This window comes from Streptomyces sp. NPDC041068 (assembly GCF_040647455.1).
GTDB lineage: Bacteria > Actinomycetota > Actinomycetes > Streptomycetales > Streptomycetaceae > Streptomyces.
Genome location: NZ_JBEZCG010000006.1, coordinates 33,004 through 58,378 on the forward strand (window position 1 = coordinate 33,004; position 25,375 = coordinate 58,378).

Consider the following 25,375-nt stretch of genomic DNA (forward strand, 5'->3'; position numbering starts at 1 on the left):
AGGATGTCCGTCAGATCCTGTCGCCTCTCGCCCGGCGGTGCAGGAGCCAGGTACCGCCCGCGGCGGCGACGGCCAGGGCCGCCACTCCCGCCGCGGTCTGCACGGGGTCGGGACCGAGCGCGCCGCCGACCCCCGTCTTCACATGTCCCTTGGGGTGCGGCTGCTGCCGTTCCCCGGCGGCCGCGGTGGAGGTGACCGTGACCATCAGATCGCCCGCGACCTGCTTGTTCTTCGTGCCCGATTCGCTTGCGCCCGAGCACTTCGCGACGATCTCGTACGTTCCCGGCTGCGCGGACGGCGGCACCTTGAACTGCCCGATCGCGTCCTCCTGGTGCGTGCTCGGCACCAGCGTGAACGTGCCCGCGCCCACCGCGCTCGCGTCACCCGTCGCGGTCCCGCCGGAGCCGCAGGCGGTGGTGTTCACGGTGACGGTGGAGCCCGGGGTGACCGTGGCCGGATAGACCTCGAGTCCTCCGGCGGACGCGGCGGACGCGGGGGCGGCCAGGGCGCCCGCCGCGGCCACGGCGAGAGCGGTACCGGTCAGCAGGCGGGCAATGCGCATGTGCTCGTTCCTCCGAGGGCCTTCGCGAAGGCACGGCCCGCGGCACCCCCAAGTGCCGCTGCGTCGGTCGCGCCCCGCCCTACCGAGGTAAGTGGCACTCGCCGGAGCACGCCTCCTGATAGACCATCAGAAACCTGCGGAACGAGCGCCCCGCGATGCGGTGGCGGGCGCGTTCCAGCAGGTCATCGCCGTGCGGAGGGGGCTGGGCCGAAGGGTGCGCGTGGGGGCTGTGAATGGGTGACGTCGGCGCCCTGTGCCGCCGGGGCGCTGTTCGGCGCCGCCTGGCCCCCGTCCTCCGTCGTGCCCTCGCCCTCGGCGCACGGGTCCTGCTTCTCCACCAGGCGCCGCGCCCCCGGGCCGCGTGAGCCCAGTTCGTCCCAGGGGTTGGACAGGGCGCACTTGGCGAGGGAGAGGCAGCCGCAGCCGATGCAGTCGTCGAGGTCGTCGCGCAGTCGTTGGAGGGTGCGGATGCGGGTGTCGAGGTCCTCGCGCCACCACTCGGAGATCCTGGCCCAGTCCTCGCGGGTCGGCGTGCGGTCCTCCGGGAGCAGTCCGAGGACCTCGCGGATCGTGGCGAGCGGGATGCCGAGCCGTTGCGAGGTGCGGATGAAAGCGACCCGGCGCAGGGTGTCGCGGTTGTAGCGGCGCTGGTTGCCCGAGGTGCGGCGGGCGGAGATGAGTCCCTCGCGCTCGTAGAACCGCAGGGCGGAGGCTGCGACTCCGCTGCGCGTGGCGAGCTCGCCGACCGTGATTTCCTTCGCGTGCGGATCGAGAGAGGCGGTCATTCCGTCAGCGTATCCACGGACACCGCTTGACCTGAACCATGGTTGAGCTATCAGCCTTGGCGCATGACTGAGACCACGTCACCCCTGTCCGCTTCATCGACTTCATCGACTTCGTCGACGCCGTTCGCCCTCGCCGACGTCCCCGGCGACGACGTCCCCCTCCGCGTCGCCGTCGTCGTCGGCAGCAACCGCGAGGGCCGCTTCGGGCCGATCGTCGCCGAGTGGCTGTACGCCAGGGTCCGCGAGCGGTCCGACCTCGAACTCGACGTCGTGGACCTCGCCGATTCCGACCTGCCCACCGCCCTCTCCTTCAGCCCGTCCGACGCCGTGGCCGCCGAGCTCGGCAAGGTCACCCCGAAGCTGGCCGCCGCCGACGCGTTCGTCGTCCTCACGCCCGAGTACAACCACTCCTACCCGGCGTCCCTGAAGAGCCTCATCGACTGGCACCACGCCGAATGGCAGGCCAAGCCCGTCGCCTTCGTCTCCTACGGCGGGCTCTCCGGCGGCCTGCGCGCCGTCGAGCACCTGCGCCCGGTCTTCGCCGAGCTGCACACCGTGACCATCCGCGACACCGTCTCCTTCCACAACGCGGGCGCCCTCTTCGACGACGAAGGCAACCACCGCGACCCGGCGGGCGCGGACGCCGCGGCGAAGGTCATGCTCGACCAGCTGACGTGGTGGGGCTGGGCCCTGCGGGCGGCCAAGGCGGTCCGGGCGTACGGGAGTTAGGGCCCGGCAGGTGGAGTGGAGCGGCGCGGCGCGGTCACGCCCTCGGCAGCCGTACGACCGCCACCGCCCCGCCGTCGTCCGCGTTGGCGAGGTCCACGCGGGCGCCGATCACCTGGGCCTGGCCGAGCGCGATGGTCAGGCCGAGGCCCGTGCCCTGGCCGCGCTCGGCCACGCCCGTCTGGAAGCGCTGCGGGCCGTCCTTGAGGAGGTGCTCGGGGAAGCCGGGCCCGTGGTCGCGGACCGTGACGTCGGCGCCGTCGACCCGCACCTCGACAGGCCCCTCGCCGTGCTTGCGGGCGTTGCCGACGAGATTGGCCAGAATCCGCTCCAGGCGGCGCGCGTCGGTGCGTACGAACGTGTCGTACGCGGCGTCCGCACCCCGCGCCGTGAACCCGGCCGTGGAGTCGCCCGCCCGCTCCGCGATCGTCTCGACGAGCCGCCCCAGCGGGTGCACGTCCAGGTCGGGCTTCTCCACCTCCGCGTCCAGGCGCGCCACTTCGAGCAGGTCCTCCGTGAGGGTGCGCAGGGCGCAGACCCGGTCGCGCACCAGCTCGGTCGGACGGCTCGGCGGCAGCAGCTCGGCCGCCGTGTGCAGGCCGGTCAGCGGGGTGCGCAGCTCGTGCGCCACGTCCGCGGTGAAGCGCTGCTCGGCCTCCAGGCGCTGCTGCAGGGACGCGGCCATCGTGTCGACGGCGGTGGCCAGTTCGGCGACCTCGTCCCTGCCGTGCCGCACGCCGGGCGGGCGCGGGTGGTCGATGCGGGCGTCCAGGTCGCCCTGGCTGATGCGGCGCGCGATGGCCGCCGCGGTGCGCAGCTCGCGGCTGAGCCTGCTGGACAGGCCCGCGCCGCCCAGCGCGGCGAGGCCGACGACCGCGGCGCCCGAAACCAGCAGCTGGCGGTCGAACTCGGCCATCTCGTCGGCCTGTTCGCGCAGCGACTCACGGACGGACAGCACATGGCGGGGGTTGTCACCGACCGGCCGCGCCGCCCAGACACACGGGTCGTCCGACGCCATGTCGAGGTACGTCGTGCGCTCCCCGGCGAGCGCGGCCTTCCGCAGCGGCGCGGGAAGGCCGGGGTCGTCGAGGGCGGCACCCGTGTCGTCCCCGTCGACCTGCCCCGTCAGCTCGTACAGCTGGCGCACGCGGACGAGCTGCGCCACGGCCCCTGAACGGGCGTTCTCGGAGACCTGGTCGAGGCGGGCGTGGTGGACGAGGAACCCGATGGCGACGGCGACCACCGCGCAGCCCGTGGCGAGCAGCGCGGCGATCTTCCAGCGCAGCCCGAGGCTGTTGAGCGCGGCACGGAACCCGGCAACGGCTCCGGCTCCGCGTCCGGCTTCGGGTCCGGACCCGGCGCCGGGAACGCGCGGCATCACGGGCCTCCTGGGGCCGGTGACTTGGCGGGCGTGGGCTCCGACGTCTTGGTCGGATCCGGCTGTTTCTTGTAGCTCTTGACGTCGCTGACGGTCGACATCCGCGCGCCGTCCCAGTGGAAGCGCACGGCCTGTTCGCCGCCCTCCGCGCAGGGCGTGCGCACCAGCAGGTCGGGGCCGATCGTCTCCACGCTCAGGTTCCTGCCGGAGGTGAACAGGATCGGATAGACCTTGCCGTCGCGCTCGGTGTAGACGGCCAGCACGTTCCGTCCGCTCTCCGTGTCGGCGGCCACGAGCAACTCGGGCTTCTTGTCGCCGGTCAGATCCACGAACATCGGCGGACGCAGCCCGGCCCGCCCCGGGCGGTCGATCAGCCCGCGGTCGGCGAGCGGCCTGGTGCGCGGATCGGCCCGCAGGATCGCGTGGACGTCCATCGCGGCGAGCCCGCCCGAGCCGACCTTCGGCAGCCCCTTCAACGGCTGCGGGGGCGGCTGGCGCGTGCCGGCCTCGGCGCCGGGCGCCCGCGACGTGCCCGACCACGCGGGCCAGACCGCCTCGGGGTGCGGCTGCATGGAGACGGACGGCGCGGCCTCGCCGGGGCCGAGCCCGTTCGTGCTGCCGCAGCCGGTGAGCGCGAGGACCGCGAGGGCGGCGAAGGGGGCGGCGCCCAGGAGGAGCAGGCGGCGGAGGAACGGGTTCATGGGTGACTGACTGTCGAGGTGGAGGTGGAGGTGGAGGTGGAGGTGGAGGTGGAGGTGGAGGTGGAGGCGGGGGTGGAGGTGAGGGGGAGGGCTGGCGGTGGCCGGCCCAGGGACTGCACTGGGGATTCGGCAGAGGGCCGGCCACCGCTCCCGACGGTAGGAACCGCGCATCACAGAAAACGGGAGATTGTGTAACAGCTGCGAGTAAAGCTGATGAAAGATGAGGATTCGGGACCTTGGGCCTGGGCGCTCGCCCCTGGACATGCCCCTGGACGCGGCTGTGCACAATCGCCGTATGGACGTTGAACCCGCGGCGCTGACCGTACTGACCACGACGGACACCGAACACAAGGCGCGTGACCTCGCCCACGGAGCGGTCCGGGAACGGGTCGCGGCCTGCGCGCAGATCTCGGGGCCCGTCACCTCCGTGTACCGGTGGGAGGGTGACATCGAGACCGCCGGCGAATGGCAGGTGCTGCTCAAGACGACGCCGGAGCGCTACGCCGCCCTGGAGGCCTGGCTCACCGACGCCCACGACTACGACACCCCGGAGATCATCGCGACGCCGGTGGTGCGGGGGAGCGCGGCCTATCTGGCCTGGGTGGAGCAGGAGGTCGGGCGGTCCGGGGCCGAGGAGGAGACCGCCGAGTGACCGAGCGCGGCACGGCCCGGCTGCCGTTCTTCGTGTACGGCACGCTGCGCCCGGGGGAGCCGAACCACGCCGCGTACCTGACCGGCAGGACCGCGGAGGAGGAGCCCGCGCTGCTGCCGGGCGCGGTCCTGTACGAGGGGCCCGGCTATCCGTACGTCGTCGAGGACCCCCAAGGTGGCCCGGTGCGGGGCGAGTTGGTGACCGCTCTGCCCGCCGCGTACGACCGTCTCCTCGTCGCCCTCGACCTCCTGGAGGAGTACGTCCCCGGCGGCCCCCGCAACCTCTACGAGCGCGTCGTGCGCTACGTGGTCCGTCCGGACGGGGGTAGGGGCGGGGGCGGGGGAGCGGTGCGCGCCTGGGTCTATGTGGCGGCCCCGCACGTCGCGGCCGGGCTCCGGGCGTCCGGGGTGGTGATCGGGGGAGGCGACTGGGCGTCGCACCGGCTCGGTGAATGACCCGCCGGGTGACGCGTTGGGTATCCCGTGCCGCGGGGTTCAACTCCCGCCCCACGAAGCTGAATCCGCAGCTCAAACGCCCGCGTACGCGAAGCGAGTTCGCCCGGGGTGGGTCTCAGCCCCGGGCCCGCTCCCCGTCCTCCCGCTCCAGCCGCACCGCGCACACCTTGAACTCCGGCATCCGCGACACGGGGTCGAGGGCGGGGTGCGTCAGGGAGTTGGCGCGTCCCTCGCCCGGCCAGTGGAACGGCATGAACACGGTGTCCGAGCGGATCGCCGAGGTGACCCGCGCCGGAGCCACGGCCCGGCCGCGCCGCGACACGACGGCGACCGCCTCGCCCTCGGTGACCCCCAGCCGCGCGGCGAGCCGCGGATGCAGTTCCACGAACGGCCCCGGAGCCGCCGCGTTGAGCTCGGCCACGCGCCGCGTCTGGGCCCCCGACTGGTACTGCGCGAGCACCCGCCCGGTGGTGAGCAGCACGGGATACTCGGCATCCGTCTCCTCGGCGGCGGCCCGGTGGGTGACGGGCACGAAGCGGGCCCGCCCGTCCTGTGTGGCGAACCGGTCGAGGAACAGCCGCGGGGTTCCGGGATGCCGCACCTCCTCGACGGCCCCGACCGCTTCACTGTCCTCGGCAGCCCCAGCCACCTCACCGCCCTCGATGTCGGGGCAAGGCCAGAACACCCCCTCCCCGTCCCGCTCCCTCAGGCGCTCGTACGAGATGCCCGAGTAGTCCGCCGCCCCGCCCGCGCTCGCCCGGCGCAGCTCCTCGAAGGTCTCCTCCGGGTCCGTGGGGAATCCCTTGCCGTGGCCGAGGCGGGACGCCAGGCCGTGCAGGACGTCCAGGTCGCTGCGGACCCCCGGGGGCGGGGACACCGCCCGGCGGCGCAGGAGTACGCGGCCCTCCAGGTTCGTCACCGTTCCCGTCTCCTCGGCCCACTGCGTCACCGGCAGCACCACGTCCGCCAGTCGGGCCGTCTCCGACAGCACCACGTCCGCCACCGCGAGGAAGTCGAGGGAGCGCAGCCGCTCCTCCACGTGCGCGGCCCGCGGCGCCGACACCACCGGGTTGGAGCCCATCAGGAGCAGCGCCTTGACGTCCCCGCCGAGCGCGTCGAGCAGTTCGTACGCCGACCTGCCGGGCCCCGGCAGCGCATCGGGGTCCACGCCCCAGACCCCCGCCACGTGCGCCCGCGCCGCGGGGTCCGTCAGCTTGCGGTAGCCCGGCAACTGGTCGGCCTTCTGGCCGTGTTCGCGCCCGCCCTGCCCATTGCCCTGCCCGGTGAGACAGCCGTACCCGGACAGGGGCCGTCCGGCGTTCCCCGTGGCGAGGCACAGATTGATCCATGCCCCGACGGTGTCCGTGCCCTTCGACTGCTGCTCCGGCCCCCGCGCGGTGAGCACCATCGCGGCCTCGGCGTCGCAGAACAGACGTACGGCATCGCGCAGTTGGGGCACCGGCACGCCGGTGATCCGCTCGACGTGCTCGGGCCAGTGCGCCATCGCCGCCGCCCGCGCCTGGCCCCAGCCGCTGGTCCGCGCCTCGATGAACGCCTCGTCCGTGCGCCCCTCCGCCACGACCAGGTGCAGCAGGCCGAGCGCGAGCGCCAGGTCCGTGCCGGGGCGCGGCGCCAGATGCAGGTCGGCCTGCTCGGCGGTCCGCGTCCGCCGGGGGTCCACGACGATCGACGTCCCGCCGTTCTCCCGGAGTTCCGTGAGGTACCGCAGGGCGGGCGGCATCGTCTCGGCGAGGTTCGACCCGACGAGGATCACGCAGCCGGTCCGCGGAATGTCCTCCAGCGGGAACGGCAGCCCCCGGTCGAGCCCGAACGCCCGCTGCCCGGCCGCCGCGGCCGACGACATGCAGAACCGTCCGTTGTAGTCGATCTGCGACGTGCCGAGCACCACCCGCGCGAACTTCCCCAGCGCATACGCCTTCTCGTTGGTCAGACCGCCCCCGCCGAACACCCCGCACGCGTCCGCGCCATGTTCCGTACGCGTGCGGGAGAGACCGTCGGCAATCCGGTCGAGGGCCTCCTCCCAGGTGGCCGACGCGAGCCTGCCCGTGGCGTGGGATCGGACGAGTGGCTCCGTCAGGCGCACCCGGGAGGAGAGCACGGCGGGTGCTGTGCGGCCCTTGCCGCACAGGGCCCCTTTGTTGACGGGGAACCCGGAGCGCTCCACGACTTCCACGCCCTGAGGGCCCGTGGTCAGGCCCATCCCGCATTGCAGCGCGCAGTACGGACAGTGGGTCGCAGTCGCCGTGGTGTGCATGCCGTTCAGGCTCCGCCGCGCGTGTTACGTGCCCCTGCGCGATCGCGTTACGCGCGGGGTAAGCCGACCTCAGCGAGCCCCGTACCCCGCTGTGAGCCCCTTCAGGGGCACGGGGAACTGCGCGAGGACGGACCACGACCCGCACCCGGCGGACAAAGGACGAGGCAGACGCAACCTCGCTGCGGGCCCCGGGCCATGCCTCAGCGGGGTGCGGCCAGCGCCCGGTCCACCCCACGCTCCCGGGGCCCGAGGAAGTGCGGATCCGGCCGGAACACCGCGTCCAGCGCCGCCTTGCCCGCGGCGAACACCTCCCGCGCGCCGCCGTAGTACCAGGTCGCGTCGTGCACGGCGTCCACCCCGACGCCGTACGACGAGACGCCCGCCGCGTCGCACAGCGCGACCGCCCTGCGTATGTGGAAGCCCTGGCTGATCAGGACCGCCCGGTCGACGCCGAAGATCTTCTTGGCGCGGACGCAGGAGTCCCAGGTGTCGAACCCGGCGTAATCGCTCACGATGCGCTGCCCCGGCACGCCGTGCTTCTTCAGATAGGCGCGCATGGCGTCGGGTTCGTCGTAGTCCGCACGGCTGTTGTCGCCCGTGACCAGGACGACCTCTATCCGGCCCTCGCGGTACAACGCGGCCGCCGCGTCGAGGCGGTGGGCGAGATACGGCGACGGCTCGCCCTTCCACAGCCCGGCCCCGAACACCATCGCGACGCGGGTGCGCGGCGCGTCGTCGACCGTCCCGATCCGGTCGTCCGTCGACACGAACAGCCAGGTCGCGGGCGTCAGCGCGAGCACACACAGCACCATCACCGCCTGCACGGCCCGGCGCCGCCCCTTCGTCGTCCGCGGCAGCCGGACCGACCGCACCCGCCGAAGCCACGGCGCCCGCAGCCACTGTGCCGACGGCCTCAACCGCCTTGCCCACCCCGTGCGTTCCATGCCATCGCCCCCGTGCCCCACCGGACCTCCCCCGGTCCGATCACTGCCACAACCGTAAGCGACTCCACTGACAACGCGCCGTGCCGAGCAGCGACTCCACTGACAACGCGCCGTGCCGAGCCGTGAGACCTGGGAAAACAGCCGTCACCGCCGCGCAACGCCCCCGCAACACGCCCCGGCCATCCTCGGTCCATGACGCCGTCGAACCCTCCGCACGACGAGTCCGGCAGCACTCACCTCGACAGTACGGCGCAACTCATGGACCGCATCACCAGCCAGCTCGGCACCCAGCTCGGCCTCGTGTCGCCCGGCGGCAGACACCGCCCCGGCTCCCGCCCCGACCCCCGCCCCGCCCTCGTCCTGGTCGCCCACGGCAGCCGCGACCCGCGCGCCCTCGCCACCGTCACGGCACTCGCCGAACGGATCCGCGAGCTGCGGCCCGGCCTCGCCGTCCGCCTGGGCCACATCGAGCTGAACGAGCCGCTGCTCACCGACACCCTCGCCGCGCACCCCGGCGGCCGTGCCGTCCTCGTGCCGCTGCTCTTCGGCCGAGGCCGGCACGTCAAGCGCGACATACCCGCGGCCGCCGCGGGCGCACCCCACATCGACACCCGCGTCGCCGCCCCGCTCGGCCCCCACCCGCTGCTCGCAAAGGCGCTGCACTCCCGGCTCGTCGAGGCGGGCTGGCCCGCGCGCACCCTGCGCCCGGCCGCGCGCCGCCGGCACGCCGTGGTCCTCGCCGCCGCCGGCTCCCGCGCCCCGGAGTCCGCCGCCGACACCGAGTCCGCCGCCGAACTGCTCGCCGCACGCCTGGGCGTCCCCGTCGTCCCCGCCTACGCGGCGCCCACCGCGGCCTGCCCCCGCTCCGTGCCGGACGCCCTCGCCGAGCTGGCCGACCAGGGCCGCCACCGCGCCGCCGTCGCCGCGTACTTCACCGCGCCGGGCCGCTTCGCCACCCAGAGCGCACAGGCGGCCCCCTGGGTCGCGTCGGCCCCCCTCGGCGCCCACCCCACCCTCGCGCGCCTGGTCCTGCACCGCTACGACCAGACGCGCGCCGCGCCGCCCCGCGCCGAACAGCGCCGTCTCACGGCGGTCTGACGAAGGGCCAGGTCCGCGAACGGACTTCGGCGGCCGCGACCGGGCGGTCGCTCCGCGCGGCCGGAACCCGAGGGCCCGGAGTCCCCTTTGTCACTCCTTGCGTCTACTGTCGGTGCATGGAAGGCACAGCACCGAACGCGCGATACGACGCCTACGGCGCCTATGACGAGGCCGCCGTCGAGCGATGGGCCACCGAGCCCGACAAGAGGCCGGGGCGTACGGCGTTCCAGCGCGACCGCGCGCGCGTCCTGCACTCCGCGGCGCTGCGCCGCCTCGCGGGAAAGACCCAGGTGGTCACGCCCGGCACCCGGAGCCAGGCCTGGGACGCCAGCGCCCGCACCCGCCTGACGCACTCCCTGGAATGCGCCCAGGTGGGCCGCGAGCTGGGCGCGGCCCTCGGCTGCGACCCCGACCTGGTGGAGACGGCCTGCCTCTCCCACGACCTGGGCCACCCGCCGTTCGGGCACAACGGCGAACAGGCGCTGAACGAAGTGGCCCGCGACTGCGGCGGCTTCGAGGGCAACGCCCAGTCGCTCAGGCTCCTCACCCGCATCGAGCCCAAGCGCTTCGTCCGCTCCGAGTCCACCGACGAACTCGTCAGCGTCGGCCTCAACCTCACCCGCGCCGCCCTCGACGCCGCCACCAAGTACCCCTGGCCGCGCGGCGCGCACCCCACCGCCCCCGATTCACCCAAGTTCGGTGTCTACGAGGACGACCGGCCCGTGTTCGACTGGGTCCGCAAGGAGGCCCCCGGCCAGCGCACCTGCTTCGAGGCGCAGATCATGGACTGGTCGGACGACGTCGCGTACTCCGTCCACGACTTCGAGGACGGCCTGCACGCCGGGCACATCGACCCGAACGCCCTGCACGCGGAGCCCGAGCGCCGCGACATCTACGCGGTCGCCATCGGACGCTACGTACCCGAGGACACCGCCCCCGAAGAACTCGCCCAGGCCCTCGACCGCCTCCTGGACCAGGAGTGGTGGCCGCACGGGTACGACGGCTCGGCCGTCGCCCAGGCCCGGCTGAAGGACGCCACCAGCCAGCTCATCGGCCGCTTCTGTCTGGCCGCGGAGACCGCCACCCGCGCGCGGTACGGCAAGGGCCGCCTCACGCGGTACGCCGCCGAGCTCGTCGTCCCCCGCGAGGCGCGGCACGAGTGCGCGGTGCTCAAGGCCGTCGCCGACCGCTATGTGATGCAGCGCCCCGCGCAGGAGCGGCTCCGCGCGGACCAGCGCATCGTCGTCGCCGAGCTCGCCGAGGCGCTCACCGCCCGCGCCCCCGACGGCCTCGACCCGCAGTTCCGCGCGCTGTACGACGCGGCGTCCGACGACCGCGCGGCCCAGCGCGTCGTGGTCGACCAGATCGCGTCCCTCACGGACGCCGCGGCCCGCGCCCTGCACACCCGACTGACGGCGAGGCCCTAGTGAAACGACGGTAAGTGACCATGGAGTGACCACAGGGCGTGACGAGATGTGGCCAGTTGGAGCCACGCCCCCTTCCCCCATCACGCTCCGTGCGGGACGCTCCCTGTGGCGGCAAGGCATGTGGCAACGCTGTGTTCTTCCGGGGTATGCCCCCGGTACCCCCTGGCAAGGAGGCATCAAGTGGTCGACGCGGATCAGACGTTCGTCATTGTCGGAGGAGGTCTGGCCGGCGCCAAGGCGGCCGAGACCCTCCGTTCCGAGGGCTTCACCGGCAGGGTGATCCTCATCGGTGACGAGCGGGACCACCCCTACGAGCGCCCGCCCCTGTCCAAGGGCTACCTCCTGGGCAAGGAGGACCGCGACAGCGTCTTCGTCCACGAACCGGGGTGGTACGCGCAGGCCGACGTCGAACTCCACCTCGGCCAGACCGTCGTCGCCGTCGACCGCGCCGCCAAGGCCGTGCGCCTGGGCGAGGGCACCGTCATCCACTACGACAAGCTGCTGCTCGTCACCGGCGCGGAGCCCCGCCGCCTCGACGTCCCCGGCACCGGCCTCGCCGGCGTCCACCACCTGCGCCGCCTCGCGCACGCCGACCGCCTCCGCCACGTGCTCGCCGCCCTCGGCAGGGACAACGGCCACCTGGTGATCGCCGGCGCGGGCTGGATCGGCCTCGAGGTCGCCGCGGCCGCCAGGGAGTACGGCGCGGAGGTCACCGTCGTCGAGCCCGAGGCCACCCCGCTGCACGCCGTCCTCGGCCCCGAGGTCGGCCAGATGTTCGCCGACCTGCACGCCGAGCACGGCGTCCGCTTCCACTTCGGCGCGCGGCTCACCGAGATCACCGGGCAGGACGGCATGGTCCTCGCCGTCCACACCGACGACGGCGAGGAGCACCCCGCGCACGACGTGCTCGCCGCGATCGGCGCGGCCCCGCGCACCGCCCTCGCCGAGTCCGCCGGGCTCGCCCTGGTCGACCGCGCGCACGGCGGCGGCATCGCCGTGGACGCGTCCCTGCGCACCTCGGACCCCGACATCTACGCGGCGGGCGACGTGGCCGCCGTCCACCACCCGCTCTTCGACATCCGGCTGCGCGTGGAGCACTGGGCGAACGCCCTCAACGGCGGCCCCGCCGCCGCCCGCGCCATGCTCGGCCAGGACGTCCGTTACGACCGCGTGCCCTACTTCTTCTCCGACCAGTACGACGTGGGCCTGGAGTACTCGGGCTGGGCGCCCCCGGGGACGTACGACCAGGTGGTGGTCCGAGGCGACGCGGGAAAGCGGGAGTTCATCGCCTTCTGGCTGCGCGACGGGCAGGTCCTCGCGGGCATGAACGTGAATGTGTGGGACGTCACTGAACCCATCCAGCAGCTGATCCGACAGGGCGAGCGCCCCGACCCGGACGCCCTCGCGGACCCCTCGATCCCTCTGGCGTCGCTGCTGTCGTGACGGGCCGGGCGTGAGTGTCACAGGGGCGCCGTAGTATTCCTACGTGGCAGGCAGGATCAATGACGAAGACGTGAAGGCGGTTCGGGACGCGGTCCCGATCGACGCCGTGGTCTCCGACTACCTCCAGCTGCGCAACGCAGGAGGCGGAAACCTCAAGGGCCTGTGCCCCTTCCACGACGAGAAGTCCCCGTCCTTCCAGGTCAGCCCGAGCAAGGGTCTCTTCCACTGCTTCGGCTGCCAGGAAGGCGGCGACACGATCGCCTTCGTGATGAAGATCGACCACCTCACCTTCTCGGAGACGGTCGAGCGCCTCGCCGCCCAGGCAGGCATCACGCTGCGGTACGAGGAGGGCGGGTACAACCCCGCCCACCAGCGCGGAGAGCGCATCCGCCTGGTCGAGGCCCACAAGATCGCCGCGCAGTTCTACGTGGAGCAGCTGGAGAGCGCCGAGGCCGAGATCGGCCGCACGTTCCTCGCCGAGCGAGGCTTCGACCAGGCCGCCGCCGCGCACTTCGGCGTGGGCTACAGCCCGGCGGGCTGGGACCACCTCACCCGCTATCTGCGCGGCAAGGGCTTCACCGACAAGGAGCTGACCCTCTCCGGCCTCTCCCAGGAGGGCCGCCGCGGCCCCATCGACCGCTTCCGCGGCCGCCTGATGTGGCCCATCCGCGACATCGGGGGCGATGTGGTCGGCTTCGGCGCCCGCAAGCTCCGCGACGACGACAACGGCCCGAAGTACCTGAACACCCCCGAGACGGCGATCTACAAGAAGTCCCAGGTCCTGTACGGCATCGACCTGGCCAAGAAGGAGATCGCCAAGTCCAGCCGCGCCGTCGTCGTCGAGGGCTACACCGACGTGATGGCCTGCCACCTCGCGGGCATCACCACCGCCATCGCGACCTGTGGCACCGCCTTCGGCGGCGACCACATCAAGATCCTCCGCCGCCTCCTGATGGACAACGGCTCGGCCCGAGTGATCTTCACCTTCGACGGCGACGCGGCGGGCCAGAAGGCCGCCCTGCGCGCCTTCGAGGACGACCAGAAGTTCGCCGCCGAGACCTACATCGCCATCGCCCCTGACGGCATGGACCCCTGCGAGCTGCGCCTGGCCAAGGGCGACGCCGCGGTCGCCGACCTGGTCGAACCCCGCACGCCGCTCTTCGAGTTCGCCCTGCGCCAGATCGTCGCCCGGTACGACCTGGAGACCCCCGCGGGCCGCGCCGCCGCCCTGGACGAGGCCGCGCCCGTCGTGGCCCGCATCAAGAACAGCGGCGCGCAGCACGAGGTCGCCGTCCAGCTCGCCGGCATGCTCGGCATCCTCGACACCCAGTTCGTGGTCAAGCGCGTCGCCCAGCTGGCCCGTTGGGCCCGCGACCGCGGCGGCAAGGGCCCCGCCCCGGCCCCCCAGCGCACCTCACCCTCGTACGAGAACGGCCCGCAGGGCTTCAGCGGCCCCGCCCTCACCCTGCGCAGCCCCGCCCACCGCACCGAGCGCGAGCTGCTCAAACTGGCCCTGCAGCGCCCCGAGTTGGTCTCCCCGGCCTTCGACGCGTACGGCGTCGACGAGTTCACCGCCCCGCCCTACGCCGCGGTGCGCCGCGCCGTCGAGGAGGCCGGCGGCGCCGAGCTCGGCGCACAGGACCCGCAGGAGTACCTGGTCCGTGTCCGTGACGCCGCGCCGGACGACGCGGTCCGCTCCATGGTCACCGAGCTCGCCGTCGAGGCGATCCTGCGCAAGACGGTCGACGAGGTGTACGCGGGCATCCAGCTCGTCCAGGTCCGTCTGCGCGCCGTGGACCGCCGCATCCGGGACGTCCAGGGCAGCCTCGCCCGGCTCGGCGCGGGCGGCGACCCACAGCATCTGACCGCTGTCCAGAACGAGTTGTGGGTCCTCCAGCAGTACGGCCAGGCGCTGCGCGAGCGGGGCGCCGACGCCCTCTGAGGCGCCCGGAGGCCCCCTCCGGGGTTCGTCCTAAGGCCAAGGGTTACCCGACGGGTAACCGGTCGGTCACGGACCGGACTCAAAAAGTCACCGCACGCCCCTCGTGGCGGCCGTGTGTCGTACCCCACACTGGGTTCCGGTGCCTGAGTCCTCGGAGCGCGGCCGACCCGCAGACAGCGGGTCCGACACCCCCGCGGTTCCACACATCGTGTTCGGGACGGACAGCGGCGAGGCCGCCGTCTCTCTCCCGTTGCCGCACGCCTCAGCAGCGATCATCCTGGAGGTCGCCCCCGTGCAGACCCAGACCCTCGCCCAGACCGACACCGCCGCGCACACGGATGCGGATACGGACGTCCTGGAGGCGGTCCCACCGCAGAGCCGCGCCGCCCACCACCCGGAGGCGCAGGGCGCCCCGGAAGCACAGTCGGCGCAGACGGCCCAGCCCCCGCAAGAGGGCCCCGAGACCCCCGAAGCCCCCGAGACCCCCGAGGCCCTCGAACCGGAGACCCTCGACCTGCCCGCCCCCCGCAGCCGCACCGAGACCGGCGGCCCCTCGTCCGACCTGTTCCGCCAGTACCTGCGCGAGATCGGCCGGATACCCCTGCTCACCGCGGCCGAGGAGGTGGAGCTGGCCCGCGCCGTCGAGGCCGGCCTCTTCGCCGAGGAGAAACTGGCGGGCACCCCCGACCTGGACAGCCAACTCGCCCTTGACCTCGACAAGTTGGTGGTCATGGGCCGGATGGCCAAGCGTCGCCTCATCGAGGCGAACCTCCGCCTGGTCGTCTCCGTCGCCAAGCGGTACGTGGGCCGCGGGCTCACCATGCTCGACCTGGTCCAGGAGGGAAACCTCGGCCTGATCCGAGCCGTCGAGAAGTTCGACTACGCCCGGGGCTACAAGTTCTCGACGTACGCGACCTGGTGGATCCGCCAGGCCATGTCGCGGGCCCTCGCCGACCAGGCCCGCACGATCCGCGTGCCCGTGCACGTCGTGGAGCTCATCAACCGCGTCGTACGCGTCCAGCGCCGCATGCTCCAGGAGCGGGGGTACGAACCCACGCCCGAGGAAGTGGCGGCCCACCTGGACCTGCCGCACGAGCGCGTCAGCGAAGTCCTGCGCCTGGCACAGGAACCGGTGTCGCTGCACGCGCCCGTCGGTGAGGAGGACGACGTCGCGCTCGGCGACCTCATCGAGGACGGCGACGCGACCTCTCCCGTGGAATCGGCGGCATTCCTGCTGCTCCGCGAGCACCTGGAGGCGGTCCTCTCCACGCTCGGCGAACGCGAACGCAAGGTCGTCCAGCTCCGCTACGGCCTCGCGGACGGCAGGCCCCGCACCCTGGAGGAGATCGGCCGCATCTTCGGCGTCACGCGCGAACGCATCCGCCAGATCGAATCCAAGACCCTCAACAAACTGCGCGACCACGCGTTCGCGGACCAACTGAGGGGCTACTTGGACTGAGGAGGGCGCGCCCCGCAGGGGACGCGCCCGAAGGGGCGCGGGGAACCGCGCGACCAGCCGCATCGGACCGGCACGCGCAGAACCCCAAAGCCCCGACGGCGCTAGTCGACTTCAGCCACGGCCTGCGCGAACTGCGCCGCATACAGCCGCGCATAGGCGCCATCGGCCGCCAGCAAGGCATCGTGCGTTCCTTGCTCCACGATCGACCCGTTCTCCATGACCAAAATCGTGTCCGCGTCACGGATCGTGGACAGCCGGTGCGCGATGACGAACGACGTACGCCCATGCGCGAGGCGGGCCATCGCCTTCTGGATGAGCACCTCCGTCCTCGTGTCGACCGAGCTCGTCGCCTCGTCGAGCACCAGGATCACCGGGTCGGACAGGAACGCCCGCGCGATGGTGATCAGCTGCTTCTCGCCCGCGCTGACGCCCGTGCCGTCGTCGTCGATCACGGTGTCGTACCCGTCGGGGAGCGTCCGCACGAACCGGTCCGCGTGGGCGGCGCGCGCCGCCTCCTCGACCTGTTCGCGCGTGACGTCCTTCGCGGCGCCGTACGCGATGTTCTCCGCGATGGTGCCGCCGAACAGCCAGGTGTCCTGGAGCACCATGCCGATCCCGGCCCGCAGTTCGTCCCGCGACATCTTCGCGACGTCGACGCCGTCCAGGGCGATGCGCCCGCCCGTCACGTCGTAGAACCGCATGAGCAGATTGACGAGCGTCGTCTTGCCCGCGCCCGTCGGCCCGACGATGGCGACCGTGTGACCCGGCTCCACCACCAGCGAGAGGTCCTCGATGAGCGGCTTGTCCTCGTCGTAGCGGAAGGAGACGTGCTCCATCTCGACCCGCCCGCTCAGCCGGTCGGGACGCTCGCCCGGCACCGGGTCGGCCTCCTGCTCCTCGGCGTCGAGGATCTCGAAGATCCGCTCGGCGGAGGCGACACCGGACTGCACGAGGTTCGCCATCGAGGCGACCTGCGTGAGCGGCATCGAGAACTGCCGCGAGTACTGGATGAAGGCCTGCACATCACCGATGGACAGCGACCCGGAGGCCACCCGCAGGCCGCCGACCACGGCGACGAGCACATAGTTCAGGTTCGAGATGAAGAACATCAGCGGCTGCATGACACCGCTGTTGAACTGGGCCTTGAACCCGGCCTCGTACAGCTGCTCGTTCTGCTCGGCGAACGCCTTCGCCGACTCGTCCTGCCGGCCGAACACCTTCACCAGGGTGTGCCCGGTGTACATCTCCTCGACATGGGCGTTGAGCGCGCCGGTCGTCCGCCACTGCTGCACGAACTGCGGCTGCGACCGCTTGCCGACCTTCGTCGCGACGAGGAACGACAGCGGCACGGTGACCAGCGCCACCAGGGCGAGCAGCGGGGACACCCAGAACATCATCACAAGGACGCCGACGATCGTCAGCAGCGAGTTGATGAGCTGGCCCATCGTCTGCTGCAGCGTCTGGTTGATGTTGTCGATGTCGTTCGTGACACGGCTCAGGACCTCGCCGCGCTGCCGCTTGTCGAAGTACGACAGCGGAAGCCGCGACAGCTTCGCCTGGACGTCGCCGCGCATCCGGAAGACGGTCGCGTTGATGGCGCGGTTCGAGAGCCGGGTGGCCACGGCCATCAGCAGCCCCGCGACCAGGAACGTGCCGAGTGCGAGCAGCAGGACTTCGCCCACCGCGCCGAAGTCGATGCCCTTGCCCGGCGTGAAGTCGACGCCGGAGAGCATGTCGGCCATGCCGCCGTCGCCCTTGTCGCGCAGGCCCTCGATGGCCTGCTCCTTCGTCACGCCGTCGGGCATGTCACGGCCGACGATGCCCGCGAAGAGCAGGTCGGTCGCGCGGCCGAGGATCTTCGGGCCGAGCACGGAGAGCGCGACGCTCACGACCACGGCCGCGAGCATCCCGTACAGCGTGGCGCGCTCCGGCTTGAACTGTGCGAGGAGCCGCTTGCCGGAACCCTTGAAGTCCATCGACCGGGAGTCGGGGCCCATCATCCGTCCGCCTGGACCAGCCATTACGCGGCCTCCGCTTCCGTCAGCTGGGAGAGCACGATCTCCCGGTAGGTCTCATTGCTCTCCATCAGCTCGTGATGGCGGCCCGTGCCCACGACGCGGCCCTCGTCGAGGACGACGATGCGGTCGGCGTCGCGGATGGTGGAGACGCGCTGGGCGACGATGACGACGGTCGCCTCGGCGGTCTCGCGGGACAGGGCGCCGCGCAGCGCCGCGTCCGTCGCGTAGTCGAGGGCGGAGAAGGAGTCGTCGAAGAGGTAGATCTCCGGGCGCTGCACCAGCGTGCGTGCGATGGACAGCCGCTGGCGCTGGCCGCCGGAGACGTTCGTGCCGCCCTGCGAGATCGGCGCGTTCAGGCCCTCCTCCAGGCCCTCCACGAACTCCTTGGCCTGCGCCACATCGAGGGCGTGCCAGAGCTCCTCGTCGGTGGCCTCGGGATTGCCGTACCGCAGGTTGGTCGCCACGGTCCCCGCGAACAGATACGGCTTCTGCGGTACGAGGCTCACGGTGCGGGCGAGCAGCGCGGGGTCGACGGTGCCCACGTCCACGCCACCGACGAGCACCTGCCCCTCGGTCGCGTCGATCAGCCGCGGCACGAGGCTCAGGAGCGTCGACTTCCCGCTGCCGGTCGAGCCGATGACGGCGGTCGTCTCACCGGGCCGCGCGACCAGGTCGACGGCCTTGAGGACGGGCTCCTCGGCACCGGGGTAGCGGAAGCCCACGTCCCGGATCTCCAGGTGGCCGTGGCTGCGCAGTTCGCGCACCGGGGCGGTCGGGGGCACCACGCTGGACTCGGTGTCCAGGACCTCCTCGATGCGCTCGGCACAGACCTCCGCGCGCGGCACCATCATGAACATGAAGGTGGCCATCATCACGGACATCACGATCTGCATCAGATAGGCGAGGAACGCGGTGAGCGCGCCGATCTGCATGTCGCCGCCGTCGATGCGGTGGGCGCCGAACCACACCACCGCGATCGAGGAGATGTTCACGACGGTCATCACGATCGGGAACATCAGCGCGAGCAGCTTGCCGGTGCCGACCGAGACCTCGGTCAGATCGGCGTTGGCCTCGCGGAAGCGCTCCTTCTCGTACGTGTCACGGACGAAGGCACGGATGACGCGGTTGCCGGTGATCTGCTCGCGCAGGACCCGGTTCACGGTGTCGAGCCGCTCCTGCATGCTGCGGAACAGCGGCCGCAGCCGCCGCACGATCAGGCTCACGCTGATGCCGAGCACGGGCACGACGGCGACCAGGACACCGGAGAGCGGCACGTCCTGGCCGAGCGCCATCACGATGCCGCCGACGCACATGATGGGCGCGGACACCATCAGCGTGAACGTCATCAGGACCAGCATCTGCACCTGCTGGACGTCATTGGTGGTCCGCGTGATCAGCGAGGGGGCGCCGAACTGGCCCACCTCGCGCGCGGAGAAGGACTGCACGCGGTCGAAGACGGCGGCCCGCACGTCGCGGCCGAGTGCGGACGAGGTCCGCGCGCCGTAGAAGACGGCGCCGATGTTGCAGACCATCTGCACGATCGTGACGGCGATCATGATGCCGCCGAAGGTGAGGATGTAGCCCGTGTCGCCCTCGACGACACCGTTGTCAATGATGTCGGCGTTCAGGGTGGGCAGATAGAGCGAGGCGCACGTCTGCAGGAACTGCAGGAGCACCAGCAAGGCGATGGGTTTCTTGTACGGACGCAGGTGTGTCCGCAGGAGTCGTATGAGCACGCTCGGTCTCTCGAGGAGTCGGGTGTCGGCAAGGTTCTGGGCGAGGTCGCCCCCAATCCTGCGACACCCGACCCGTGGGCGTGCAACCGATTAACCCATGACCCGGTCAAGTTTCAGTCCGGGTAAAGAAGTGGAGCCACTCAAGGATCTGGCCGGGTCATGATCCGCTCCGGAGATCCGCCGGTCAGGAGGCGAAGGCTCCGGGGTGCGACTGCTCCCGCACCGTCGCGTACTGCTGGCGCACCGCCTGCCCCACCGCGAGCTCCTCGCCCGGCTCGAAGACCTGAGCCGCGGCCCCCTGCCAGAGCGGCAGCTGCCCGCTCAGCGCCCACGCGGCCTGCCGCGCGGCACCGATCGCGGCGTAGTCCGCGGGCTGCGGCACCACGACCTGCGTACCGAACAGCATCGGCGCCGCGGTCTGCACGGCCGGCAGCTCGGCTGCGGCACCGAGCAGGAACACCCGCCGCACCTCCACGCCCCGCCCGCGCAGCACGTCGAGCGCGTCCCCGAGCCCGCACAGCATGCCCTCGAAGGCGGCCCGCGCCAGGTGCTCCGGCTTCATCGACTCGCGCCGCAGCCCGGTCAACGTCCCCGCGGCGTGCGGCAGGTTGGGCGTCTTCTCGCCCTCCAGATAGGGCAGAAGCACCAGGCCGTGCGCCCCCGGCGTCGACTTCATGGCGAGCGCGGACAGCTCCTCCAGGTCGGCGACCCCGAGCATCTCCGCGGTGCCGCGCAGCACCCGCACGGCGTTCATCGTGTGGACCACCGGCAGATGCATCCCGGTGGCGTCCGCGAGCGAGGTGATCATCCCGCCCGCGTCGGCGAGCGCCTCGTGGTGCACGGCCATCACCGATCCCGAGGCCCCGAGCGAGACCACGGCATCGCCCTGCTGCACCCCGAGCCCGAAGGCCGCCGCCATCGTCTCGCCGGTGCCCGCGGATATCAGCAGCCCCTCGGGCGTCGTCCCCGCGGCCTCGGCGGGACCGATCACCTCGGGCAGCATCGCCTGGTGCCCCAGGGCGAGTTCGACGAGGTCCGGGCGGTACGTCCCCGTCGCCGCCGACCAGTAGCCGGTGCCGGAGGCACCGCCGCGGTCGGTCGTGCGCCGGGCGGGCCGGCCGAGGAGCTGCCACACCAGCCAGTCGGGCGCCTGCATGAGGGCGGCCACGCGCCGGGCCGCCTCCGGCTCGGTCTTCGCCAGCCAGCGCAGCTTCGTCACCGGGTGGGCGGACTGCGGCACGCAGCCCACGGCCTGCGCCCAGGCCTCGCGGCTGCCGAGCCCGTCGATCAGGTCGACGGCGGCGACCTGCGCCCGCCGGTCGTTGCCGACGAGCGCGGGCCGCACGGTGTTGCCGTGCTGGTCGAGCGGCACGAGCGCGTTCTGCTGGGCGGAGACGCCGATGGCCTGCACACCCTCCAGGAGCCCGCCGCCCGCGGCCTCGCCGAGGGAGAGCAGCCATGCCTGCGGATCGACGTCGGAGGGCCTGCCGTCGGCGCTCTCCAGCGGATGCGGGGCATAGCCCTGCTTGAGTACGGCGCCCGTGTCCGTGTCACAGACCACAATGCGCGTGAAATCGGGCGAACTGTCCAACCCTGCGACTATCCCCATGCCAGGAATTCTGCCGCACCGCGAGACGTGTCCCGTACCCCTGTTCCCCACCCGTGCCCGGCGCCCGCCGGACGGCTAGGTGTTGCTCGTGCCCCAGTCGTCCTCGGTGTCGCCCTGCCCCCGCTCACGCAGGGACCGCACCCGGTCGGCCACCGAGTCGGGCATCTTGTCGCCGACCTTCTCGGAGACCGAGTGGAAGGCCTTGCCCGCCGCCTCGCGCCCCTGCTGCGTCGCGGACTCCACGGTGTTGCGCACGGCGGGGTTCTGCGCGATCTCGCGGGCGGACTTCTTCAGCTGCTCGTAGCGCTCGCGTCCGGCCCGGGTCCCGAGCACGTACCCGAGAGCCAGTCCCGCCACGAATGTGAGCCGGTACCGCATGGCTGCCACCCTTCCCTTGCGTCGGCTTCGCCTGTCTGTCGCACGTCTGCCACTCGCCTGCTGATCGGCCGAGGGGATACCGATTGGCGGAGCACCCCCCTGCTTGCGCTAATGTATGTGTCGCAGCGAGCGCCCGCCGCCCGGAGAGTTCCCAGCTAGGTGCGTTCGATGCAACGAGACGATCCCCTGTAGCTCAATTGGCAGAGCAGCCGGCTGTTAACCGGCAGGTTACTGGTTCGAGTCCAGTCGGGGGAGCTCGATCTCCTGTAGCTCAATTGGCAGAGCAGCCGGCTGTTAACCGGCAGGTTACTGGTTCGAGTCCAGTCGGGAGAGCTGTGACGAAGGACCCCTGAGATGCCTCTCGGGGGTCCTTTTTCGTGTCCGGTGGAACCAACTGGGCAGCGCTGCGGTCCTCATGGTCATGCGATGCCGACCATCCGAAGCAGGAGATCGTATGAGCGGCTATGCTGCGGCAGACGGCGCGCACAAATGTGCGCGACGCGCCGTTAGGGGCGGTAGCTCAGCCGGTTAGAGCAGCGGACTCATAATCCGTCGGCCGTGGGTTCGAGTCCCACCCGCCCCACCACAGCGGGTCCGTGCAGAATCGTTCTGACCTGCGCGAACGTATCCGAGAGGGCCGCCACGTAAACCGTGGCGGCCCTTTTTCACTCCTGCGTCACGATCGGGGGACCCGGCCGTGGGCCGAGGGGCGCGCGGATGCGCGCGCAGGCGTCCGGGCTCAGCCCTCCTTGCCCATGGCCCTGCGGACGGCGTCCCTGGTGCGGTCGACCAGCGCGGTGACCGGGCCCAGGGCCAGGTTCTTCGCGGCGGACTCCGTGCCGGGGTGCGGCCGCGTGGGCGCCATGGCCTCGGCGGCCTCGACGGCGCGGGCGAGGGAGGTGAGACGCTCGGGCGCGGCCGTGCGACGGATGTGGATGAACTCGTACCGTTCCTCCGCGCGCGCATGGGCCATGACGTCGGCGCGGAGCCCGGCGAGCTCGGACCGGAACTTCGGGTCGTCCGTGTCCGCGTCGTCGAGCCGGGCGAGCAGTTCCTTCGCCGCCCTCTCCTCGGCCAGGCGGTCCTCCACGACGCCCTCGCCGCCGGGCAGGGAACGCCGGACGAAGGGGTGTACGACCTCCTCCTCGGCGGTCTCGTGCACGGCGAGGAGCCGCACCAGGCGGCGGAAGGCGTCCTTGCGGGCGGCTCCGGTGGCCTGCTCGACCTCGTCGAAGAGGTTGCGGATGTCTCCGTGCTGGCGCATGAGCAGCGTCACCACGTCGGCGTCCGCACGCGGGGCGGGCTCCTTGGCGACACCGGCCCTCGTCACGCCCTCGACCCGTGCGGTGTCCTTGTCGCGCATCTCACTCCTCGGTCTTCTCACGCGAGGCCATGTCCGGGTGCTCGCCCCCGGGCTGCGAGCGGTACTCGCGCCCGAAGAGGTCCCTGTGCTGCGCCATGACCCGCTCACTGGGCGGCTCCTCGCCGCCGTGGATCCGCTCCTGGAGCCGCGCGAAACGCTCGTGCGCCTCGCGCACGTAGCCGGCCCCGAGCGTCGTCAGGTCCATCTGGGTGTCCAGGAGGCCGCGCACGTACTCCTTGTTGGGCTCGAAGGTGAGGACCCGCGGCAGCCGCGGTGCGACGACTTCCCGGGGGTCGCGTCCGTCGTGCCGCCTCATCAGGTCGCAGGCGATCCGCAGGTGCTCCAGCTCCATGTTCAGGTGCAGCTCCCAGATCGCCCTCACCTTGGGATCGGGCTCCTGCTCCATGAAGGAGTGGTACAGGTAGCACTCGTTGTACTCGTGGTTCACGAGCTGCTCCCACCACGTCTCGCCCGGGTCGACGAGTGACTCGTAGTGGGTGACGTGCTCCTCCTCGATGAGGGCGATCTCCTGGTAGAGCTGCCGCGCGATCGGCTCCATGTACTGCGGGCCGACGTTCATGTAGAAGTTCATCGTCTGCTGCTCCGCCGACATCACGGTCAGGGCGTGCAGCTTGGACAGCGGATCCGCCGTCGTGCGGTCGTACGGGTCGCGTACGTTGTCGTGGGGGTGCCGGTGGTGGAACTTGGTCGGCCGGCCCGGCATCACCTCGGTCAGGCCCTCGACGACGGCGTCCGCCTTGCGGTGCTCGACCATCTCGTAGAGGTTCGCGTACCGGTACAGATGGTCGAAGTCCTCCAGGACGCCGAACTGATAGGCCTGTTTCAGGCGCGCGGAGGGCTCGGAGCGGGCGACCCAGGCGGTGAGGTCCACGGCCACCTGCTCGTACGCGATGGTGGTCTCCAGGACCGAAGCGAGGCCGGGCAGCAGCCAGTTGACGGCCTTCTGCTGTTGCTGCTCGATGTAGCGGACCTCCGCGAGCCGCCTCTTGACCTCGGGGTCGGGGCAGTGCCTGGCGAACTGATGGCTGAACATCACCGCTTCGACCTCGATGCCGTTCATCGTGATGACGCGGCAGCGGGTGTACGGATCGCAGTGGTCGGGGTCGATCGGCTCGACGTCGAGCTCGCGCCAGTTGCGCAGCTGGCGGTCCAGCGGGATTCCGCGTTGTTCCAGGGGGTCGAAGGTCATCCTGACTCCTTGGGTCGGGTGGGAGAGCGGGGCCACTTGCGGGTGTCGCGCGGCTCCACGTAGGGCTCTTCCTCCTCCGGCAGACCGCCGCTGATCGCGCGCTGGCGGGCGAGCTCCGCGTCGAACTCCAGGCCGAGCAGGATGGCCAGATTCGAGAGCCACAGCCAGATCAGGAAGACGATGACGCCGGCCAGGGTCCCGTACGTCTTGTTGTACGAGGCGAAGTTCGCGACGTACAGCGCGAAGCCGCCGGAGGCGATCAGCCACAGCAGGACCGCGAGGGCGCTGCCCGGGCTCAGCCAGCGGAAGCCGGGGCCGCGGACGTTGGGCGCGCGCCAGAAGAGCAGGGCGATCATCAGGACCACGAGGACCAGCAGGACGGGCCACTTGGCGATGGACCAGGCCATGACCGCCGCGTCGCCCAAGCCGATGGCGTCGCCCGCGCGTTCCGCGAGCGGTCCCGTGAACACCACGATCAGGGCACTGACCGCGAGCAGGACCATCAGGACCACGGTGAGGACGATCCGCAGCGGCGTCAGCTTCCACACCGGGCGGCCCTCGGGGAGGTCGTAGACGGCGTTGGAGGTGCGGATGAAAGCAGCCACGTACCCGGAGGCCGACCAGACCGCGAGCACCAGGCCCACGATCGCCATCACGCCGCTGGTGCCGCCGCTGTCCCGCAGCTGCCGCACCGCCTCGCCGAGCAGGTCGCGCACCGGGCCCGGCGTCAGCTTCTGGAGGTTGTCGAGAACCGCGCGGGTCGCCGACTCGCCGATCACGCCCAGGAGCGAGACCAGGACCAGGAGCGCGGGGAAGAGCGAGAGGACGCCGTAGTACGTCAGGGCAGCGGCCCGGTCGGGCAGGTCGTCGTCCAGGAACTCCTTGCCGGTGCGCCGCAGGACCGCCCACCAGGAGCGCGCGGGCAGTTCGGTGGGTTCGTCCGGAGCGGCCCGTTCCACCTCGGGGGGCGGGCCGGCGTCGGTGGCCGGCCCGTCCCTGTCCTCGGCACGTCCGCGGTCCTGATCGCCCTCGTGCTCGTGCTCGTGCTTGTGCCTGCCGAAGAGTGCCATGCACGGACGAGTCGACCGGTTCGGGCGGCGTATGCGCGCGGACGTGTCGTTGTACGTGTCCTTTTGGCCATCGTGCCTGGTCGTCCCGGCGGACGGGGCTCCGTGCGGTGTTCCGGCCGGACCGCCGGGTACCCGGCGGCGCAA

At 71.9% G+C, this 25,375-nt stretch carries 21 protein-coding genes and 3 tRNA genes; 11 read left to right on the plus strand and 13 right to left on the minus strand.

Features of this window, described 5'->3' with window-relative positions; all coding sequences use genetic code 11:
- Positions 1-10: 10 nt before the first annotated feature.
- Positions 11-562, minus strand: a complete 552-nt coding sequence (locus AB0B50_RS14935) for a hypothetical protein (protein ID WP_362330515.1) — start codon at positions 560-562, stop codon at positions 11-13.
- 182 nt (positions 563-744) lie between these two features.
- Positions 745-1,347, minus strand: a complete 603-nt coding sequence (soxR, locus tag AB0B50_RS14940; protein ID WP_362330518.1) for a redox-sensitive transcriptional activator SoxR — start codon at positions 1,345-1,347, stop codon at positions 745-747.
- A gap of 63 nt (positions 1,348-1,410) precedes the next feature.
- On the opposite strand from soxR, the gene AB0B50_RS14945 reads away from it, so the two are divergent.
- A complete protein-coding gene (locus AB0B50_RS14945) occupies positions 1,411-2,076 on the plus strand; it encodes an NAD(P)H-dependent oxidoreductase (protein WP_362330521.1) in 666 nt (221 codons plus the stop codon).
- 34 nt (positions 2,077-2,110) lie between these two features.
- On the opposite strand, the gene AB0B50_RS14950 is transcribed toward AB0B50_RS14945, so the two are convergent.
- Both AB0B50_RS14950 and AB0B50_RS14955 read right to left on the minus strand, forming a co-directional pair.
- Positions 2,111-3,451 carry a HAMP domain-containing sensor histidine kinase gene (locus tag AB0B50_RS14950; protein WP_362330524.1) on the minus strand — a complete coding sequence of 447 codons (1,341 nt, stop codon included), beginning with the start codon at positions 3,449-3,451 and terminating at the stop codon, positions 2,111-2,113.
- Positions 3,451-4,152 (minus strand): hypothetical protein, encoded by a 702-nt coding sequence (locus AB0B50_RS14955; RefSeq protein WP_362330527.1) that lies wholly within the window; start codon positions 4,150-4,152, stop codon positions 3,451-3,453. The genes AB0B50_RS14950 and AB0B50_RS14955 overlap by 1 nt, the downstream gene beginning before the upstream one ends.
- 295 nt (positions 4,153-4,447) lie before the next feature.
- On the opposite strand from AB0B50_RS14955, the gene cutA reads away from it, so the two are divergent.
- Positions 4,448-4,804: a divalent-cation tolerance protein CutA gene (gene cutA / locus AB0B50_RS14960; RefSeq protein ID WP_362330530.1), complete on the plus strand. Its 357-nt coding sequence runs from the start codon at positions 4,448-4,450 to the stop codon at positions 4,802-4,804.
- A complete protein-coding gene (locus AB0B50_RS14965) occupies positions 4,801-5,259 on the plus strand; it encodes a gamma-glutamylcyclotransferase family protein (protein WP_362330533.1) in 459 nt (152 codons plus the stop codon). Before cutA ends, AB0B50_RS14965 begins: the two co-directional genes overlap by 4 nt.
- A gap of 115 nt (positions 5,260-5,374) precedes the next feature.
- On the opposite strand, the gene AB0B50_RS14970 is transcribed toward AB0B50_RS14965, so the two are convergent.
- Together AB0B50_RS14970 and AB0B50_RS14975 are read right to left on the minus strand one after the other, a co-directional pair.
- Positions 5,375-7,534, minus strand: a complete 2,160-nt coding sequence (locus AB0B50_RS14970) for a molybdopterin oxidoreductase family protein (protein ID WP_362330536.1) — start codon at positions 7,532-7,534, stop codon at positions 5,375-5,377.
- Between the two features lie 200 nt (positions 7,535-7,734).
- The gene (locus AB0B50_RS14975) at positions 7,735-8,478 is read right to left on the minus strand and encodes an ElyC/SanA/YdcF family protein (protein ID WP_362330539.1); all 744 of its coding nucleotides are present in this window, start codon (positions 8,476-8,478) and stop codon (positions 7,735-7,737) included.
- A gap of 192 nt (positions 8,479-8,670) precedes the next feature.
- On the opposite strand from AB0B50_RS14975, the gene AB0B50_RS14980 reads away from it, so the two are divergent.
- From AB0B50_RS14980 to AB0B50_RS15000, 5 genes are all read left to right on the plus strand, one after another.
- Positions 8,671-9,576: a sirohydrochlorin chelatase gene (locus AB0B50_RS14980; protein WP_362330542.1), complete on the plus strand. Its 906-nt coding sequence runs from the start codon at positions 8,671-8,673 to the stop codon at positions 9,574-9,576.
- Between the two features lie 116 nt (positions 9,577-9,692).
- Entirely contained in the window at positions 9,693-11,003 is a 1,311-nt protein-coding gene (locus AB0B50_RS14985) for a deoxyguanosinetriphosphate triphosphohydrolase (RefSeq protein WP_362330545.1), read from the plus strand.
- Positions 11,004-11,183: 180 nt separating this feature from the next.
- Positions 11,184-12,446, plus strand: coding sequence for an FAD-dependent oxidoreductase (locus tag AB0B50_RS14990; RefSeq protein WP_362330548.1), 1,263 nt, complete (start codon positions 11,184-11,186; stop codon positions 12,444-12,446).
- A gap of 43 nt (positions 12,447-12,489) precedes the next feature.
- Complete coding sequence (dnaG, locus tag AB0B50_RS14995) at positions 12,490-14,388, plus strand: DNA primase (RefSeq protein ID WP_362330551.1); 1,899 nt, start codon at positions 12,490-12,492, stop codon at positions 14,386-14,388.
- A 139-nt stretch (positions 14,389-14,527) separates the two neighbouring features.
- On the plus strand, positions 14,528-15,847 hold the full coding sequence (locus AB0B50_RS15000; RefSeq protein WP_362330554.1) for an RNA polymerase sigma factor: 1,320 nt from the start codon (positions 14,528-14,530) through the stop codon (positions 15,845-15,847).
- A 101-nt stretch (positions 15,848-15,948) separates the two neighbouring features.
- Here the strand turns inward: AB0B50_RS15000 and AB0B50_RS15005 are convergent, their stop codons facing one another.
- The 4 genes from AB0B50_RS15005 to AB0B50_RS15020 all read right to left on the minus strand — a co-directional run bounded on the left by AB0B50_RS15005 (position 15,949) and on the right by AB0B50_RS15020 (position 21,588).
- On the minus strand, positions 15,949-17,868 hold the full coding sequence (locus tag AB0B50_RS15005) for an ABC transporter ATP-binding protein (protein ID WP_362330557.1): 1,920 nt from the start codon (positions 17,866-17,868) through the stop codon (positions 15,949-15,951).
- Complete coding sequence (locus tag AB0B50_RS15010) at positions 17,868-19,601, minus strand: ABC transporter ATP-binding protein (RefSeq protein ID WP_362330560.1); 1,734 nt, start codon at positions 19,599-19,601, stop codon at positions 17,868-17,870. The genes AB0B50_RS15005 and AB0B50_RS15010 overlap by 1 nt, the downstream gene beginning before the upstream one ends.
- Before the next feature lie 184 nt (positions 19,602-19,785).
- On the minus strand, positions 19,786-21,210 hold the full coding sequence (locus tag AB0B50_RS15015) for an FGGY family carbohydrate kinase (RefSeq protein ID WP_362330563.1): 1,425 nt from the start codon (positions 21,208-21,210) through the stop codon (positions 19,786-19,788).
- Positions 21,211-21,285: 75 nt separating this feature from the next.
- Positions 21,286-21,588, minus strand: coding sequence for a YtxH domain-containing protein (locus AB0B50_RS15020; protein ID WP_362330566.1), 303 nt, complete (start codon positions 21,586-21,588; stop codon positions 21,286-21,288).
- Positions 21,589-21,770: 182 nt separating this feature from the next.
- Between AB0B50_RS15020 and AB0B50_RS15025 the strand changes: the two genes are divergently transcribed.
- The 3 genes from AB0B50_RS15025 (at position 21,771) to AB0B50_RS15035 (ending at position 22,174) form a co-directional block, all read left to right on the plus strand.
- Positions 21,771-21,843 (plus strand) — tRNA-Asn (locus tag AB0B50_RS15025).
- Between the two features lie 5 nt (positions 21,844-21,848).
- Positions 21,849-21,921 (plus strand) — tRNA-Asn (locus AB0B50_RS15030).
- Between the two features lie 176 nt (positions 21,922-22,097).
- A tRNA-Ile gene (locus AB0B50_RS15035) sits at positions 22,098-22,174 on the plus strand.
- Positions 22,175-22,327: 153 nt separating this feature from the next.
- On the opposite strand, the gene AB0B50_RS15040 is transcribed toward AB0B50_RS15035, so the two are convergent.
- The 3 genes from AB0B50_RS15040 to AB0B50_RS15050 all read right to left on the minus strand — a co-directional run bounded on the left by AB0B50_RS15040 (position 22,328) and on the right by AB0B50_RS15050 (position 25,231).
- A complete protein-coding gene (locus AB0B50_RS15040; protein ID WP_362331580.1) occupies positions 22,328-22,852 on the minus strand; it encodes a hemerythrin domain-containing protein in 525 nt (174 codons plus the stop codon).
- A 100-nt stretch (positions 22,853-22,952) separates the two neighbouring features.
- Positions 22,953-24,161 (minus strand): hypothetical protein, encoded by a 1,209-nt coding sequence (locus AB0B50_RS15045; protein WP_362330569.1) that lies wholly within the window; start codon positions 24,159-24,161, stop codon positions 22,953-22,955.
- Entirely contained in the window at positions 24,158-25,231 is a 1,074-nt protein-coding gene (locus AB0B50_RS15050) for a YihY/virulence factor BrkB family protein (protein ID WP_362330572.1), read from the minus strand. Before AB0B50_RS15050 ends, AB0B50_RS15045 begins: the two co-directional genes overlap by 4 nt.
- Positions 25,232-25,375 lie beyond the last annotated feature (144 nt).

What these genes read in the sequence shown, in the direction of transcription:
- AB0B50_RS15040 (WP_362331580.1), bottom strand. Translation starts at nt 22,852, where the DNA reads ATGCGCCAGCACGGAGACATCCGCAACCTCTTCGACGAGGTCGAGCAG.
- AB0B50_RS14980 (WP_362330542.1), top strand. Translation starts at nt 8,671, where the DNA reads ATGACGCCGTCGAACCCTCCGCACGACGAGTCCGGCAGCACTCACCTC.
- AB0B50_RS14945 (WP_362330521.1), top strand. Translation starts at nt 1,411, where the DNA reads ATGACTGAGACCACGTCACCCCTGTCCGCTTCATCGACTTCATCGACT.
- AB0B50_RS14975 (WP_362330539.1), bottom strand. Translation starts at nt 8,478, where the DNA reads ATGGAACGCACGGGGTGGGCAAGGCGGTTGAGGCCGTCGGCACAGTGG.
- AB0B50_RS14985 (WP_362330545.1), top strand. Translation starts at nt 9,693, where the DNA reads ATGGAAGGCACAGCACCGAACGCGCGATACGACGCCTACGGCGCCTAT.
- cutA (WP_362330530.1), top strand. Translation starts at nt 4,448, where the DNA reads ATGGACGTTGAACCCGCGGCGCTGACCGTACTGACCACGACGGACACC.
- soxR (WP_362330518.1), bottom strand. Translation starts at nt 1,347, where the DNA reads ATGACCGCCTCTCTCGATCCGCACGCGAAGGAAATCACGGTCGGCGAG.
- AB0B50_RS15020 (WP_362330566.1), bottom strand. Translation starts at nt 21,588, where the DNA reads ATGCGGTACCGGCTCACATTCGTGGCGGGACTGGCTCTCGGGTACGTG.
- AB0B50_RS14955 (WP_362330527.1), bottom strand. Translation starts at nt 4,152, where the DNA reads ATGAACCCGTTCCTCCGCCGCCTGCTCCTCCTGGGCGCCGCCCCCTTC.
- AB0B50_RS14950 (WP_362330524.1), bottom strand. Translation starts at nt 3,451, where the DNA reads ATGCCGCGCGTTCCCGGCGCCGGGTCCGGACCCGAAGCCGGACGCGGA.
- AB0B50_RS14935 (WP_362330515.1), bottom strand. Translation starts at nt 562, where the DNA reads ATGCGCATTGCCCGCCTGCTGACCGGTACCGCTCTCGCCGTGGCCGCG.
- AB0B50_RS15005 (WP_362330557.1), bottom strand. Translation starts at nt 17,868, where the DNA reads ATGGCTGGTCCAGGCGGACGGATGATGGGCCCCGACTCCCGGTCGATG.
- AB0B50_RS15045 (WP_362330569.1), bottom strand. Translation starts at nt 24,161, where the DNA reads ATGACCTTCGACCCCCTGGAACAACGCGGAATCCCGCTGGACCGCCAG.
- AB0B50_RS15050 (WP_362330572.1), bottom strand. Translation starts at nt 25,231, where the DNA reads ATGGCACTCTTCGGCAGGCACAAGCACGAGCACGAGCACGAGGGCGAT.
- AB0B50_RS15015 (WP_362330563.1), bottom strand. Translation starts at nt 21,210, where the DNA reads ATGGGGATAGTCGCAGGGTTGGACAGTTCGCCCGATTTCACGCGCATT.
- AB0B50_RS14970 (WP_362330536.1), bottom strand. Translation starts at nt 7,534, where the DNA reads ATGCACACCACGGCGACTGCGACCCACTGTCCGTACTGCGCGCTGCAA.